Here is a 15,365-nt window from a genome sequence, read left to right on the forward strand (position 1 = left end):
GAGCGCGGCGAGCCGCTGGATGTCCTCGGCCGCTTCGGCGGGGCTGCTGAGGTTGCGATAGTTTTGCGGGAAGGCGGCGGCCCAGCGCAGCGCGAGGCGGGCGGCGCGCGGCGAGGGCAAGGTCTCGACCAGCGCGGCCTCGACGTCGGACACCCAGCCGCGGACCATCCGCTGCAGCCTGAGCGCGAGCGGCGCGACGTCGGGCACGCGGCCTTCGCCGCGCAGGTCGAGCGTGTAGCGCAGCATCGCGGTCTCGCCGTCCTCGAGCGCGATCGACCAGTTCAGCACGGTGGCATTCGCGGCCTCGGCGAGCATCTCGCCGATCGCGGCGCGGCGGCCGGTCGTGACGTCGTCGCGCGGCAGCCAGACGAAGCCGAACAGATGGCGGCCGAGCGGCGATGCGACCAGCACCAGCGCGGGACGCGGCCGGTCGGCCAGGCTCATCGCGGTCAGTGCGAGTTCCTCGAGCGCGTCGGGCGCGAACGCGATCACCAGATCATGGGGCAGGGCGGTGAATGCGTGGGTCAGCGCCTTGCCCGCATGGCCGCGCGGATCGAAGCCGAATTTCGCCTTCATCGCGGCGAGCCGCGTGCGCAGGATCGGCACGTCGCGCGGCATCGTCGCCAGCGCCGCGCTGGTCCACAGACCGCTGTAGATCGACAGTCCCGCGATCGTCTCGCCCTCGATCACCGGGACCACGACCAGATCGAGCGGGACGGCGCGGTGGACGGTCGAGATCAGGTTCGACTTCAGCAGCAGGGGGGCGAGATTGCCCGCCTCGAACCACTGGATCGCGAGCGCGCGTGAGGCCTCCGCCAGGATCGGCACGGCATGCGGATTGCGCGCGATGCCGAGCGCGGCGCCGCCGCTGCCGTCGCGGTGCCAGACCTGATGCCCGAGCAACGTCAGATGCCCGTCGAGGAACCAGCGCAGCAGCGCGGCGCCTTCCGCATCGGGGCCATCGCTGTGGAGCAGCGCGATATCGGTCGCCATCGCGCCCTGCATCGCGCGCCAGTCCTTCACCGCCGCGCGCACATCGGCGAGCACGCCGGTCAGTTCCTCGATCAGCCCGCGCCGATCGCGGGCATCCGCGCGCTCCATCTCGAGATAGATCATCGATTCGGCGGGGCCGGTGTCGCCGATCGCCTGGAGCACGCCGTCGGGGCTGCGCGTCGTGTGAACGACCGGGTGGATGATGCGATCGATCGCGATGTCCTGCGCGGCGATCGCGGCGGAAATCGAATCGACCAGGAACGGCATGTCGTCGTTGACGATCGCCAGCCGCATGCGGCGGCGCGTGTCGTCGGCGCTGATCGGTTCGAGCGCGATGGCGGGCGCGCCATCGTCGCGGCGAAGCGCCGTGGCGACGACGAAAGCCGCGGCGTGCGCCGCCTCCGTCGTGCCGAAGTCCTTGAGTTCGCCCGGAAGCGCGCGTTCAGTCAACCGGGCGGCCAGCGCGTCGGTCAGCGTCGTGGAAAGATCAGCCATGACCGCGCCTATGCGCCGGGTAGCATACGACCTCAAGGCTTGTGGCAGGTGCGAACACCGCTGTTGCGGTGCAGCATTCGGATGCGCGACGGCGCGGCGCGAACACGGTTTTCGCCTACCCGATCGCGGCCATCGCCTGCGCGGTGAGGGCCGCGTCGTCGGTGATCGTGCCGATGATGTCGAGCCCGCCATCCACCCCCGCGCGGGCGACGAGCAGGACGATCGCGCCGGGCTCCGCATCGGTCCGGAGCACGACATGCGCCAGCGTGTCGGGTGTCGGGCCATCGGTCGGGCCGGTCGCCGCTATGGGGTCGGCGAATTCGGCACTCGGCCCGTCGGCCCAGATCGGCGCGCCCGGCGAGGTGGCGGGCGCGTGCCCGGTCGAGGCCAGCGACGCGCCGAGCCCCGGCATCATCGGCGCGTGGCGGGCATAGGCGGTGAGCCCGGACGCGGACGGCACCGGCGCCGCGCGAACCGCCGCCTCGAGCTCGGCGGCGAGCGTGGCCTGCATCCGGTCGTCGGCGAGTTCCTTCCAGTTGATCACGCCATACAGGAAATCGATGCCCGCGTCGCTCGACGAGAATGGCATGAGGATGCCGCGGTACAGCGTCGTCCGCCCGCGGCTGTTGACGAATTCGGCCTCGAACCCGATCGGCGCGCGATTCGCGATGATCTGCAGATAATGATCGGTCAGCCGCGACAGCAGCGACCGGCTGGGCACGTCGGCGATCGACGTGATCGGCCCGACCAGTCCGCATTCCTCGCGCAGCTTGGCGCCGAGATAGGCGATTCGCGGATCGTCGATCGTCATCACCGCTGCGGCATCCCGATCCGCACCCGTGCCCGGATCGGTGCGGAAGTCGAGCAGCACGCTGTGCGGGCCGAAATCGGCGATCGAGCCGGGATCGAGGTCCGCGATCGTCGGATAGGGGCGTCCCCTCAGCAGTGACACCCAGTGGTTATAGGCGCGGACATGCATCCGGCGTTCGTCCCCGCCCAGATCGAACATCACGTCGTTGACGCCCGCGTCGGTCGCCCCGCCGGGAAGCCCCGTGCCGGCCTCGTCGATCTCGCCGTATTCGCCGTCCGGCTCGCGTCGCATGCCCATACCGAAAACTTCCCCGTTCACTTACGGCTGCTTGTGCACGCTGCTTGGTAAACGGCACGTAAATGCGGGTTAGCGCTTGTCACGGCAAATTTCCCCTGTTAAGCGCCGCCCCCTCGACCGGAGATATCCGTCATCGGGCCGCTTTAGCTCAGCTGGTAGAGCATCGCATTCGTAATGCGGGGGTCACAGGTTCGAGTCCTGTAAGCGGCACCACCTTCAAAATCAGGTGTAAACAGGCTGTCCTCACGGACGGCCTTTTTGCGTTCGTAGTGGCTCGATTGGCTGCTGTAGCGTCGTCCTCACCGGTCACCCAACAGGCTCTGACAGACCGGTACAGGGGTCTAAAAGCGTGTCTTTAGGGACGCATTTCCAGCATACGAATATATTCTTCGTGGTCTTGCCAAGCCATTGATATTGCTTGCTTAAATCTTAGCCGTGTCAATCCCTTTTAGTCCTATTTTCTTGCTTTTTAAGTATAGTTTTGGCATAAAGACGAAGAGGAAACTCAATAACACAACTTAACACAAGGAATAATATGACCGACTACAATACTCATATCAAAAAAAATAATACTCTATACATGTCCACACGTCCAAAATCGTACTTCGTACGTGTCCTAGGAACGTCGTTGGAAATGACTCGTGGTACGATTGGCCTCGATATGGCTAAGCACTGGGCCATGAGAGGTAGTTTTGCTCTGAGCATGGTGCATTGGGGCTCGGGTGAGTATGTCCATCAGGATGTATGGGCCGATCTCGACAAGAAATATGAATTGCCAGACTTCGGTTTGACCGATGACCTGTTCCATGATTTTGGGATTCGACTGCAAAGTGGCTTCGAAGTAACTGTCGTCGATGGCCAGGGTAAGCTGATTGCCGACATCACCGAACGAGTTAAGGACGGATATAACGACGGTTTGGCATTAAAGTCAGTTGGCCTGTCGACCGGTGGAGGCTGGTTTGAGCCGTGCAACGATAACGAAGCTAGCTTCGGGGAGCTTCAAGTGATTTCAGATGGCCAGGGTTATCATGAGTATCTTATTCATACCAACAAGCCTTTCGATCCAGATCTCATCAGCATTTCGTTTACCGAATATGATGGATGGCCCGTCACGAGCGAAGTGTCTTACGACGGAAAGCCGCTTCCCTTGTCGGATAATGCATGTGGGTATGACCTCATCATTGGACGAGTACACCTTAGCAGGCAGTGAAATATAGTTGCCGGGACGTCACAAAACGCCTCGGCATTCGTATAAATAACCAAACCCTACTTTCACTTTACCCAACCAACGCCAGAGGACCATGAACCGAACCCAAACCCTTTCCCATCAAGCAGCGTTCCGAGAGTTTGCTCGGATCGATCACTGGCATGCACCCCATGCTGTGACGCTGACGATGAAGCAGGGGATGCCGGTTGCTAATGGGTATCGTTCGACAATGGCCTATCTGGATGAAGGCAAGGCCTCCCAGAACCTCGGTCACTTCCACAGCGTCCTGAGTCGAAAGCTCCTAGGCAAGCCAGCGGACCGCTACGGAAAGCGTGTTCCCCTCATCCCCGTTATCGAGGGTGGGAATGACAAGCGGTTCCACTATCATATTATGATCGATTGCCCTCGGGCCGATCTGCAATCCGACTTCTCGAACCTTGTTCGAGACACTTGGCTCCGTACCCAATGGGGCCACGATCAAATCGATATTCAGCCTCAGGCCGATATCGGATGGATCAACTACATCAGCAAGTTCCGTGACAAGCCCAACTACAGCGATGCTGTAGATTGGCCGAATTATCACAATCCCGACTGACGGGTATACACCCCTTCGAGACCCTTGCCTTCGTTGACCTGCACCTCTTGGTTCGAAAATGCCTTTCGAACCTTGATTAATAGGTGTGTCTAAAACGCATCTGAGAGATCATATAAAGTTTTCTATAATTAAATCTCTAATATGTTATTTATAGAACAATGACGCAGTCATCCGGCGAAGTCGGTTTTCAACATGTCAATGGCACCGGGTTTGTATTGACAGGAATAAGCCGCATGGAGCAAGCCTATTAACATTCATGTTCAAAGTTATTAAACAATCTATATGATAACGTATTTTATAATGATTATAAGTTGCTTTTAGGTCTGTTAGTTATCTGCGAAGGTTGATTGATCACGTTTTTGATCATCGAATGACCTTTAAGAACGGATTAGAACGCTGATTGATCGTGATTGCAGGATCTAGCGCTTTGGAATCGGATCGGTCGCTGACGCCGGTTTAAAACGCGTTACTTTCGGGATGTCAGGGTCGATCGTTGTTCAATCTGGATCTGGCGGTTTTGCTGATCGTCAGTCGTGACGAGTGATTGGGAAATTTGCCAGTACATTTATTAGCGATGTATCGGTTTGATCGGGGCGTCATCTGCGGGAGTTGTTACCTACAACGAAGGGTAATACCCTTTTTTGATCTGCGCTGGCGCACTCGCATAGCTGATCTTCATTGACGGAGGACTTTATCCCATCGACAGTGAGGCTTGCTTGGAAAGGGTGTGAATGCTGTCGTCGCAGATGGACCGGTTGGCAAAACTGAATGAGTTGCGTGCTGCGGGAGCCCTGACCGAGGCGGAATTCGACCTGGAAAAGCGGAAGATATTAGACGGCTCTGCATCAATTTTACTAAGTATCGGGAAACCGGCAGCGGTAGCTGTCTTTGTCGTTCTGCTTGTTGCCTTACTCGTAGCGTGGATGACTCGCGACATTACGCAGGTTCGTCAGCCAGTTGTTGTGAAAGTGAATGCGCGACGTCCTGCCGCGCCGGTCGCTCCGCCCCTGGTTGATATCAAGCCCGTACTGCCGACGCCGCCGCCCTTACCTCCGGTTTCAAATTGGGCTGGAAAGTATAAGAGTGAGGCCGGGGGTTTAATCGGTTCTATGACCTTGCAGCCGCTCCCAAAAAATTTGTTCAAAGTGAACATCAGCGTAGGGAGCCCGCGCTGCGTCGGTGAAATCGATTTTACGGCGAAATCTCAGGGAAATTTGATGCGTTATATCGCTCCATATGACGCGGTTTCCCAGCAGCAATGCTCGATCACGTTAGTTCGCAACGGCTCAAAGGTAATCGTTGAAGAGCACTCTTGCGGCGTATTTCACGGCTTCGAGTGTTCCTTCGATGGCACATATGCAAGGCGGTAGTGGCACCTTCACCGATCGCTGTAACTAGAAGAAAGTACGGAATACTGATGAAGATCACGAGCTACGGTTTGTTCTGGCGCGAGGACGAAATTGACTGGTCCCCTGGTAGCGGGATCAAAAATAGTTTTCGATTACTAGGCCGAGTAGGGGCTAACCGCGGGAATATTAGGATTGCCGATTTTCGTCGCCAGCAAGGTATATATATTCTCTACGACGAGTATGGGCCAAGCTACGTCGGGCTGACTCGTCAACAGGGACTCGGGAAAAGACTGAAAGACCATCGAACCGATAACTTACAAAACAAGTGGGGCCGATTCTCTTGGTTCGGATTCAACCCTTTTGGCGCTCCAAACGTCGAGGGCGTGCTTAGTCTGTTGAACCTGAACGATGACATCACCGAAAACACTCACACGACGATTGGGGACCTTGAAGCACTGTTGATCCGCGCGATTGGCCCTAAACTGAATACTGCATGGATGAGCTTCAAAGATGCCGACGAATGGACCCAGATTCGATATGAGGACTTCGAAAAGTATCTCGGCAGGATCAAAACTGCAAGCACGTGAACAATAAGCGGTGTGATGATCCATTTCTAATCTTGGCACAGCTACCGTCATTACCGATCAAACCGTCATGTCAGCCCTTACCTCCGTTGATCCAGCCTCAGCTATCGCAGAGGCCGGAACGATAAGGGGACTGATGATGCGCCTGATCGACCTTCCCGACGCAAACGACGCTGCCGCCATTTTTGAATTTGCGATGACGTTCAACGGATACGAGTATTTCGGATCGTTTGGTGCGGCTGCGACCGCCGCCAGTTCGGGAGACCGATCGAACCTGACGCTGCTAAGGAACGAACTGTTTTTCGTCGCCAGAGCATCCCGTCAAGGTGACGACGATCAGCTCATCGATCTCTACCGCGAATTGATGCCGCTGTTCGCTGAGCGTTGCGAAGCAGATACTCGCATTTCGGATCTCCATATCCCATCAAGTGCGGACGGCGGTTCGGACGATCGTTGTTCAGTGACAGCAATTCGACCGATCGACGTTGAGGACTGGATTGACCGATGGCTAGCTCGGATCCGAGAATCGTGACGACCGGCGAAATGACGGTGTCGATTGAGACGGTAGAGCAAACTTACTTCTTACAGTGTCATACTGCGACCGGAGGATCGTCCGACGAAGCGGCCATCGATATTGTCGGCCGGATCGAGTCCGCATTGAAGCCGCACGATTCCTATGTCGGTCTAATCGACGAGATCGCCTCGCGTTCGTCGCGCTTGATCTCTCCGATTTGAAGGAGAAGACCGCAGGCGCGCTTGGTTTGTTCTCGATATCGCTTGGTAAGCGCGGCTGGTCGGTACTGACATACCTACCGTCGGACCCGTTCGGGGTGATTCCCTGTATGATACTGGACCATTCGGTGACGGATATCGGTCCGACGCTTGACGTGCCTTGGCAGCGTTCTAAGAATCTGGAAAGTATCCGCTCTGCACTCGCACTGCGCAATACAGATACTACTGAGTCCATGAATTACAGAAGTGCAATGTTCTCCGCCCAAGTCCTCTGCGAATCGTTTGACTCGATATCGTAACGAACCGTTCGACCATCGCACATGTCTTTCCATAGGTTTGCAGTTACTGAACTTTTTGAAACGTATGTATCGACGCCAAACGTGTCCTGCAAAAATCCAAACTTTTCCGTTCGACCGTGGCTCTTAAGTTCGCCGGAGCGATCGTAAAGAGTTTCGGGTGCGATTAGATCCGATTCAGGATCTACTAAAAGGTTGGTCCGGGGAGATAAATTTCGAATAAAGTATTTGGTACTGTCAAGCATTTCCGTATCCGCCGCGATTGGCAGCCGCTTAAGAGTTTCTATGAGACGGAACGACTTTGATAGATGTTGAATCATTAAGTCGTCGACTATTGCCGGATTGATAGTTTTCAAGAACTCGTGAAGCCTGGTCATTGCATCAAGGGCACCCTTCGGATCGCCGGTCGTCAACAGATGATCGCATTGGCGAATATGTAGCTGAGATTGAAGATCATTAACTATGACTTCATCTCGAGCATTGCTGAAACCTGCAGCCCAAGCTTGGAGAATATGATCCTGAGCGCGGTCAAAATCATAGAGATAGAAGTTTGCCCTCGAAGCTTCGCGTAAGAGGGCTGTGTCATGAGGGTCGATTTTTAACGCTTCGTCGAACTGATCACGCGCAGAAGCGTGATCGCCATAGCTCTGCATTAGAAAACGCCCGTAAAAGTAGTGCAGTTGCGGTTGGTTGTCAGCTTGATCGAGCGCCGCCTCATAGCTAGTCAGCGCACCGCTTACGTCGCCTAAGCGATACTGGACGAAGGCCTGTACGCGGTAGACTTCGAAGTACTCTGGCGACGTGATCTTCAGCTCATCGATTATTTTCGTCGCTTCTTCAAAACGCGATCTAATTGCTAACCCCGACGCATGTCGAAGTCGCCTGGCGGCCAGCGCTTCGGACTGAGTTCGAACTGAAAACGATTTGGGGTCATATTTGTTTCGCTGGCCGACCCCGCGTTCTTCCTGAAAAGCGCTACTCACTCCACGAAAACGACCAAGAATTGATTCAGCGTCTTTCGGTGCAAGCCGTATCACTCGCGCTATATAAGATCTAGCAAACGGCTTTAAACGGTACAGCCGTTCAACCTCCGCTGACGTAGTTTTTTCTACGAGCCCGAATCTCGATAATTCTGCAAGACCGTCTTCTACGCACTTCGGCTCAAGAAACGTAATATGCTGGATGATATTGGCCGAAATTGCCTGCGGCACCACCGACATAGTAGACAGTACTGATTTTCCATTCTCTTGTAGTTTCTCGACAACGTTCTCCATGCAGAACTTGAGTGCAATCGAGGGGTCGGCCACAATACGCGCAGGATCTAGTCCGGTTGATACGCCGATCGCAAACCATTTCACTAATAGGGGCTTATGCGCCAACCTTGTTAGGTACCGCTTCAGGGCGGCATCGCTCGATCCCCGTAACGCCGTGATATCGTAAGCATCAATCAAACGACGGAGATACGGAAGGGACTCGCTTTCTGAGAACGGTGGAACCTTGACCGAAAGGTCGCCACCTAACGGAACTCGAGACGTAAATACTACTTTACTATCACCTGGAATATCCGATGCAAATTCGATTAGCGTATCGTCTAAGACCGTCTCAAGATTGTCAATTACAAGCAAGACTTTATTATTTGATATCAGCCTTTTGACGCGTTCGATTGGAGCGTCTTCCCCTGCCTCAAATTGCTCCGCAACTTCCTCGAAAATGCCGAGGGACGTCGTTATCGCGCCTTCGATTCTGGTAATCTCGTTTGTTGTTAATCTGTTGGTCTTCGCGGATACCCAAACGATTGCATCAAAACCATGATCGTTGCTGTGCAACAGGCCGTAGAGGGTTTGAAGCGTAAGAGCAGTTTTTCCATCACCGCCGTCGCCCAAGACGGTAACGACCGGATGTCGTCCAAGGATCTTTTTCTTAAGATCAGCTTCAAGGGCCCTTCGCGGTTGGAAGCCAGTGTCGTCGTAGTCCGGCACAGGGAGGTTGTTCAGAACCTCTCCCTGAATGTCTTCATCCCACAATTTAACGGAAACGGAAAGCAGCGCATCTGGATTCTGACCGTACTCTTTGTAGGTTGCAAAAAGAGTTGGCCAATACCCCGGTGCTGACAGAAACTCATGAGCCAGCGAGAAGCCAATGGAGTACTCGTCCGTTGTCAGTGGACGGCCATGCATAGTTGCATTACGAACCGGGATCGCTCTTTCAAACAAATTTCTTTTCGAAAGATAATATTCGGCTGAAATGCCATCAAGGCGGGCTTTATGTCGCAATAGGATCGAGTATTTATCGCCGAGATCAAGGCCGTGTAGAAGATCATGGTCGCCACCATCCGTTTCTTCATTCCTTGACTGCAGCCGGAGGCGTGCTTTCCCACGTTCGTTAATCGTGAGGATGTCAGGACAGTCAAACCCACATGCGCTGCGTATACGAGCAACCAAGTCCCGCTCGATCGCATCGAAGAAAATGAAAAGCGCGACGCGTTGGTAACTAGCCACAGAAATATCCCCGTTTTTTTGAGGGCTATCATGTTGCTAGTGGCTTCATCAACCAAGCTCTCGACGATTTTGCCTGATACATCGAAAATGGACGCTTCGAAGCTGATTGAGCAAGGTATCCCCACTATGGGCGGATAGATGGGCGAGTTCGCCGTTTCCGGCAATTTGCTTGATAAGTACCTTGTACTTACCAGCAGAGGCAAATCGATGAATACCAGCTCTTTACATACCCTCGTCAATTTCCGTGCGTCGAAGCCGCTTTTAGAATCGTTCGACCGCGTTTGCCTTCTGTCGGGGAAAACGCGGACGCAGGTCCTCTCGGAAATGATGCGTCAACGCGTCCTGCATGTGGGATCAAAGCTGCCTGCTAAGCTGGAAACACAGCGCTCGATCGACGAACGGCTGAAGGTCGCTGTTGAAGCGCGAGCATCGATGCCACCAGCGGATTCACCTCGTACGTGGTCGGTCGGTGTAGGTGGTCGGGTCAAGCCGTTCTCGACGTTCGATCAGGTTGGATCGTGAGCATGCTGTCGAAGACCGTTGCGCCGAAAACGAAAGCCGAACTCATCCGAGCCTTGCAGGCCGCGTCGTTCCGATCGGTAGAGGTTTTTGAGGATGAGGTAACTCCCTCATTGCGTCTCATGGCGTCATTAAAGCGAAGTGGTGCGACCCTCGTTGTCCTGCTTCCGTAGATAACGGACTCCCGTAGGTGGAAAGCGCATAGCTTCCCGTAGCATGTTTGATCCTTCACTCGGCCTCTCAGCTAGCTCGATCGGAGGGTGCCTTGGCTGTTGCCATCAGCTATGAGTTGGGCAATCAGGATCCGTACCTATGCTCACTTTGGTTAAGTAACTCGAATGATTAAGAAAAATTACTCTGTAGCTGACTTTTTTGCCGGATGCGGTGGCCTTTCGTACGGATTTGCTCTTACCGGTCGCTTCGACGTCATTCTGGGTTCGGACATCAAGCCTGAGGCTCTTGCGACCTTCACCGAAAATCACGAAAATAGCTCTGGCAAACCGGCGACCATTCTCGAGGATATCAAAGATGTCTCCGCTAATTCGGTAAGCGACCGTTTGGCAAAATTTGGCGTTAATGACGTTGGTCAGCTTGATTGCCTTATAGGTGGGCCCCCGTGCGAGGGGTTCAGTCAAAACCGTTCGCTGAATTCAGGAGGGAAGAAGGTCGACGGTGCCTCGTCCCGGACCAATAGATTTATGGACGACCCTCGTAACGAGCTTTTCAAATGGTTCGTAAATCTTGGCTTGAACCTCAAGCCTAAGGTAATGCTTATTGAGAATGTACCTGATATCGTGCGTCATAAGGACGGCGAGACGTTGAGAGAAATCATCAACGCTCTAGATCATGCTGGCTACATATCATCGGTACGAGTGCTTCATGCGGCGGACTATGGCGTACCTCAGATGCGGCGTCGCGCCATCTTCCTATGTCAGCGAAAGGAGGATTATGCTCGCACGGGACTTAGGCTGAAGTTCCCTACTGCTACACACCGTCCATTTCCGCTGCACACCGAATCCTTGGAAGGTGATGAAAATTGGTTGCCTGGAGCGTCAGGATATTGGCCCTCGGTTCGCGAGGCGTTAGGCGATTTGCCGGCACCCACTTCCAAGTTAAACGCGTCGCAGCCGATCAAACCTGATTATCCAGCTGGGGCCACGTCGCCTCTCCGGCAATATTATCGCCTGAATGCGACCAAAATATATAATCATATTGATCGTCCGCTGGGGAAAAGCGGACTCGAGAAGGTGTTATCGATCGTAAAGGGGCAATCTGCCTCCGACCTCCCGACCCATCTCAAACCTAAATCGAGCTATCACTACAGCTACTCACGGCTCAGGTGGTCCGAGCCAGCACGAACTATCACGAAATTTTGCTATCATGTTGGTTCAGGAATGTTCACCCATCCAGAAGAGAATCGAGCGCTGACGATGCGAGAGGCTGCTCGGCTGCAAACATTCCCAGACAGTTTTAGGTTTATGACGGAAAATATAAGGGATCTCTCAGCGATGATTGGCTCAGCGGTTCCACCCATACTCGCTAGCCGATTAGGTCAAAGTATCGCTGAGTACCTTGATGATCTCCAATTTATGTCATTATCGCTGACGGATAAACAGAAAGTCAAACCACAAGCGACCGACGCCGTTATGAAGAGGTTGCAAAACAATGAGTGGGGGCAGGATTCCAATACCGACCCTCAGGCCATTCTCTTTTGAAACTACCAGACGAAGTCAATCCAGTTAATATTGTCGCCGGGTTTTCGTCTTTTCGCCTGGGTCCTTTCGAGGGTGGACTTTAGCAACTCGAGAGATGGGATATGGCCGACGCCAAGCATACCCGTAAAGTCCGGGTTTGCGGGGTCGTCCACCCGCGAATTGCCCACTAACGTTTTATCATAAACAAGGTTGAACTGGTTTTTGGTCTGCTCTTGTTCCATTTTGTAAACGACCATATTGACGTTTCCGTCCTGTCGACCGACGAATGGTTCTGGACGGAATGCCGTTGTCTGCTGAATGTACTCAAGCAACACGTCTTGCAGTATCCAGATTGTCTTGCCTCCCCAACGGGACGCTGCTTCAGATTTTGCAAATAGCTGAGAAGCCATTCGGCCGAAAACCTGTCGATAATTTGGAGTGTACGGGGATTTTACCGCTCCCCTCAGCGACCGTTGATCTCGGAGCGCTAGCACGTCGGCCATATGCTCGGTTAATCCGCCACCCCGAGTGCTAGAGGTCATTATCTCTAGGATAAATGGTGGACCAATAAGCCTCGGATGAATCGAGTTTGGTCGCTTTTCAACTTCCATCAGAATGTAATCAAAGGTGAATTCAAAGAATCGCCCAGCTACGTCGTTCTCTTCCGTATCGTCCGTGGATGCAAACTTAAACTCCCACCAGCAACGAACATCGCTCCCCGGTTTTATAGGGATCAAATTTCTGACTTCAGGAAGAATAATAGGTGGACTAGAATGTAATTCCATCATCCGCTTCGGACAAATAATCCATGGCTTCGAATCGGCCTCGAAACGCCGTTTTGTTGATACACTGCATATGCCAAGTGGCGTTCTGGGCGATGTATAGTGTTTCGCATAGATGACTCTATCTTCATCCGTGACAGCGCTACCTGCAACGTCAAAATACGCGCGGTCGCCGCGATTTGCAGAAACGTCGCATATCTTGCCGGTGAACGGGCAGTGGCACGTTAGCCAATTATCGCTCGGCACCGTGTGCGCCGCGTCGTCGACCTTTGTTCCAAACAGTTCGGCGATCTTGGCCATAGGGTTTCCTTAGTTAGCAAACCCCTTGCCAGATATATACCGCTCCTTGAAGCCTTGTGGTGAGTCGCTCGGCCGAGATTCGGCGCGTTTTTTCAATTCGATCTTGACAGCGTTGTCTGAAATGGAAAATCTCATGATCCGTCCAAAGCTAACCAAGGTTTGCCTTTGACGGAGCCAGCGAATGACACGGTACGTTGCGTATTATCGAGTATCGACCGCCGCGCAGGGACGATCAGGGTTAGGACTGGCTGCACAAAAGTCACTGGTGGACGGATTCATCGGTGACAATGATCAGGTTCTGGGGGACTATGTAGAGGTCCAGTCCGGGAAGTCGGACACGCGAGACGTGCTCTGGCAGGCGATCGCCGCCGCCAAACGTCTCGGAGCGAAAGTGCTGATCGCCAAGCTCGATCGCTTTTCCCGCAAAGTCAGCTTCATCGCCGGGATCATGGAGCAGGGTGTAGGGTTGGTCGTGGCAGACATGCCCCACGCCTCGGACTTCCAGCTCCACATATTCGCCGCTCTCGCTCAGGAAGAGCGCCGGCTGATATCCGAGCGTACCCGCCTTGCTCTTGCTGAAGCGAAGAAGCGCGGTGTCCGCCTCGGTGCTAACGCATCGGTACTCGCGATCAAACATCGCCAGCAAGCTATCGATCATGCCCATTCGCTTGCGTCCGTTGTCCAGCCGCTGGTGGACGAGGGACGGTCTTATTCGGCGATTGCTCGCCACCTCAACACGCTCGGTATCCCCACTAAGAAGGGAGGCCGGTTTTATGCCGAGACGGTCAAGAACGTCGTCCGGCGCTTACCACACGGAGAAATTCACCCATGCTCACTGAAAGGATCGGAAATGTCACGCTGACCCAAACGGTCGGCTCACCCTTCTATTATGCCCGCTACCGCCACGATGGACGACAAGTCGCACGTTCTTTGAAGACCGCCGACATTGGGAAGGCTCGGATCGATGCACAGGCTATATCGGACAAGCTGACGCCGACTGCAAAGGCTTTGCGGGGCGATAACTCGTTTCGCCGGTTCGCTGAGGACGTGATCGCTGCCGATGAACGTCGTGTTGCGCGCGGGGAGAAGAGCCCCCGTCTAGCGCTAGATCAAAGTCGCATCCTTCGGTGTCATTGCGAGGAGCCGCTCGGCGACCTCGACGTTCGTCGGATCAAGACCATCGTCTTGGATGAATTTGTTGAGGAACTCCGGGATAAGGATCTGTCGTCAGCGACGATCAAGATGATCCTCGTCCTCGTCAGCAAGACGCTTCAAGCCGCCGCCCGCGCGGGTGCGATCGATCACGTTCCGTTGATGCCCAAGGTCAGCCTGAAGCAGAAGGTGAGGGGGTGGTTCTCCCTCACGGAATATCAGGCTCTGCTGAAAGAGTGCAAACGCCACGAGGATCTCGAAACGAAGGTCTATGGATATCGTATCACCGACGAGCTGCGGCGGTTCTGCACGTTCTCGGTCAACACGTTCTTGCGTCCTTCCGACGCCAAGCAGCTGCGCCACCGACACGTTGAGATCGTTCGAACGAAGGAAACGCAGTACCTCCGGATCTCGACCGACTTTAGCAAAACCGTCAACACACCGGTTGTCTCAATGCCGAACGCCGTGCCTATTTACGAAACACTGCTGAAGGCAGGGAAAGACGGTGGGTTCGGCAAGCCGGACGATTTCGTGTTCATGCCGAAATACCAGAACCGTGATTTTGTCCTCCGGTTGATCGGTCGTCAGCTGCGTGTCGTTCTGCGATCAGCCGACCTGTACCAATCTACGTCGGGCGAGACGCGCACGCTGTACTCGCTTCGTCATTCGGCGATCATGTTCCGGCTCATTAAGGGTAAGGATATGTGCCTGCTCACCCTTGCCCGGAACGCTCGCACCAGCGTCGAGATGATCGACCGGTTTTATGCGAAGCACCTGACGGCTGAGATGAACGTCGACGTCCTCCAAAGCATGCGGTAAATTATGACCGCATCGGACCTATATTCGCGGAGTGGTCGCCTATGCGTAAGTCAATGCAATGCCTATATTATTTACGTACCCCGAGGGGTCTTATCCGTTCAAACCAAAAGTGTCATCGTGGCCAAATGATTCCTTTGCATATTCCGGACAATGCGAACGGCTATTTTGGATCCTCCTATGTCAATCAGATGGCCCGGTTGTTCAGCCTGCTTCCAACCCGATCAAACAGGTCATTTAAGACA

General features: G+C 54.5%; 12 protein-coding genes, 1 tRNA gene and 2 pseudogenes. 11 read left to right on the top strand and 4 right to left on the bottom strand.

All coding sequences use genetic code 11. The annotated features are described in order from the left end of the window. Both sphsw_RS08335 and sphsw_RS18790 read right to left on the bottom strand, forming a co-directional pair. Nucleotides 1-1,488, bottom strand: a pseudogene (locus tag sphsw_RS08335) (NAD-glutamate dehydrogenase domain-containing protein); the annotation flags it as partial. Between the two features lie 292 nt (nt 1,489-1,780). Further along, nucleotides 1,781-2,590, bottom strand: a pseudogene (locus sphsw_RS18790) (PAS domain-containing protein); the annotation flags it as partial. Between the two features lie 143 nt (nt 2,591-2,733). Here sphsw_RS18790 and sphsw_RS08345 point away from each other — a divergent pair. From sphsw_RS08345 to sphsw_RS08365, 7 genes are all read left to right on the top strand, one after another. Next, nucleotides 2,734-2,809 (top strand) — tRNA-Thr (locus sphsw_RS08345). 322 nt (nt 2,810-3,131) lie between these two features. Then, nucleotides 3,132-3,806: a hypothetical protein gene (locus tag sphsw_RS08350; RefSeq protein ID WP_152555437.1), complete on the top strand. Its 675-nt coding sequence runs from the start codon at nt 3,132-3,134 to the stop codon at nt 3,804-3,806. A 91-nt stretch (nt 3,807-3,897) separates the two neighbouring features. After that, nucleotides 3,898-4,398 carry a hypothetical protein gene (locus tag sphsw_RS08355; protein WP_152555438.1) on the top strand — a complete coding sequence of 167 codons (501 nt, stop codon included), beginning with the start codon at nt 3,898-3,900 and terminating at the stop codon, nt 4,396-4,398. Nucleotides 4,399-5,129: 731 nt separating this feature from the next. Continuing rightward, complete coding sequence (locus tag sphsw_RS18795) at nt 5,130-5,768, top strand: SHOCT domain-containing protein (RefSeq protein ID WP_081874227.1); 639 nt, start codon at nt 5,130-5,132, stop codon at nt 5,766-5,768. A 47-nt stretch (nt 5,769-5,815) separates the two neighbouring features. Further along, complete coding sequence (locus sphsw_RS08360) at nt 5,816-6,334, top strand: GIY-YIG nuclease family protein (protein ID WP_031440203.1); 519 nt, start codon at nt 5,816-5,818, stop codon at nt 6,332-6,334. A gap of 133 nt (nt 6,335-6,467) precedes the next feature. Beyond that, nucleotides 6,468-6,863 carry a hypothetical protein gene (locus sphsw_RS18800; protein ID WP_081874228.1) on the top strand — a complete coding sequence of 132 codons (396 nt, stop codon included), beginning with the start codon at nt 6,468-6,470 and terminating at the stop codon, nt 6,861-6,863. Further along, nucleotides 6,860-7,066: a hypothetical protein gene (locus sphsw_RS08365; RefSeq protein WP_081874229.1), complete on the top strand. Its 207-nt coding sequence runs from the start codon at nt 6,860-6,862 to the stop codon at nt 7,064-7,066. The genes sphsw_RS18800 and sphsw_RS08365 overlap by 4 nt, the downstream gene beginning before the upstream one ends. A 235-nt stretch (nt 7,067-7,301) precedes the next feature. Here sphsw_RS08365 and sphsw_RS19315 read toward each other — a convergent pair whose 3' ends face one another. Continuing rightward, a complete protein-coding gene (locus tag sphsw_RS19315) occupies nt 7,302-9,857 on the bottom strand; it encodes an NB-ARC domain-containing protein (RefSeq protein ID WP_152555439.1) in 2,556 nt (851 codons plus the stop codon). Between the two features lie 138 nt (nt 9,858-9,995). On the opposite strand from sphsw_RS19315, the gene sphsw_RS19320 reads away from it, so the two are divergent. Both sphsw_RS19320 and sphsw_RS18805 read left to right on the top strand, forming a co-directional pair. Further along, entirely contained in the window at nt 9,996-10,379 is a 384-nt protein-coding gene (locus sphsw_RS19320) for a hypothetical protein (protein ID WP_152555440.1), read from the top strand. A 335-nt stretch (nt 10,380-10,714) separates the two neighbouring features. Beyond that, nucleotides 10,715-12,091 carry a DNA cytosine methyltransferase gene (locus sphsw_RS18805; protein ID WP_081874230.1) on the top strand — a complete coding sequence of 459 codons (1,377 nt, stop codon included), beginning with the start codon at nt 10,715-10,717 and terminating at the stop codon, nt 12,089-12,091. A 2-nt stretch (nt 12,092-12,093) separates the two neighbouring features. Here sphsw_RS18805 and sphsw_RS19325 read toward each other — a convergent pair whose 3' ends face one another. Continuing rightward, nucleotides 12,094-13,152, bottom strand: a complete 1,059-nt coding sequence (locus sphsw_RS19325) for a NotI family restriction endonuclease (RefSeq protein WP_152555441.1) — start codon at nt 13,150-13,152, stop codon at nt 12,094-12,096. A 181-nt stretch (nt 13,153-13,333) separates the two neighbouring features. Between sphsw_RS19325 and sphsw_RS08385 the strand changes: the two genes are divergently transcribed. Continuing rightward, nucleotides 13,334-14,014: a recombinase family protein gene (locus sphsw_RS08385; protein ID WP_042466871.1), complete on the top strand. Its 681-nt coding sequence runs from the start codon at nt 13,334-13,336 to the stop codon at nt 14,012-14,014. Further along, nucleotides 13,981-15,123: a hypothetical protein gene (locus tag sphsw_RS08390; protein WP_235188328.1), complete on the top strand. Its 1,143-nt coding sequence runs from the start codon at nt 13,981-13,983 to the stop codon at nt 15,121-15,123. Before sphsw_RS08385 ends, sphsw_RS08390 begins: the two co-directional genes overlap by 34 nt. Nucleotides 15,124-15,365 lie beyond the last annotated feature (242 nt).

The sequence above is a fragment of the Sphingomonas sp. FUKUSWIS1 genome, assembly GCF_000733135.1.
GTDB lineage: Bacteria > Pseudomonadota > Alphaproteobacteria > Sphingomonadales > Sphingomonadaceae > Sphingomonas > Sphingomonas aerolata.

Bases quoted from the DNA above. Each gene is read 5' to 3' on its own strand.
- sphsw_RS19325 (WP_152555441.1), bottom strand. From the start codon at position 13,152: ATGGCCAAGATCGCCGAACTGTTTGGAACAAAGGTCGACGACGCGGCG.
- sphsw_RS18795 (WP_081874227.1), top strand. From the start codon at position 5,130: ATGCTGTCGTCGCAGATGGACCGGTTGGCAAAACTGAATGAGTTGCGT.
- sphsw_RS08385 (WP_042466871.1), top strand. From the start codon at position 13,334: ATGACACGGTACGTTGCGTATTATCGAGTATCGACCGCCGCGCAGGGA.
- sphsw_RS18800 (WP_081874228.1), top strand. From the start codon at position 6,468: ATGATGCGCCTGATCGACCTTCCCGACGCAAACGACGCTGCCGCCATT.
- sphsw_RS08390 (WP_235188328.1), top strand. From the start codon at position 13,981: ATGCTCACTGAAAGGATCGGAAATGTCACGCTGACCCAAACGGTCGGC.
- sphsw_RS08360 (WP_031440203.1), top strand. From the start codon at position 5,816: ATGAAGATCACGAGCTACGGTTTGTTCTGGCGCGAGGACGAAATTGAC.
- sphsw_RS08350 (WP_152555437.1), top strand. From the start codon at position 3,132: ATGACCGACTACAATACTCATATCAAAAAAAATAATACTCTATACATG.
- sphsw_RS19320 (WP_152555440.1), top strand. From the start codon at position 9,996: ATGGGCGAGTTCGCCGTTTCCGGCAATTTGCTTGATAAGTACCTTGTA.
- sphsw_RS18805 (WP_081874230.1), top strand. From the start codon at position 10,715: ATGATTAAGAAAAATTACTCTGTAGCTGACTTTTTTGCCGGATGCGGT.
- sphsw_RS08355 (WP_152555438.1), top strand. From the start codon at position 3,898: ATGAACCGAACCCAAACCCTTTCCCATCAAGCAGCGTTCCGAGAGTTT.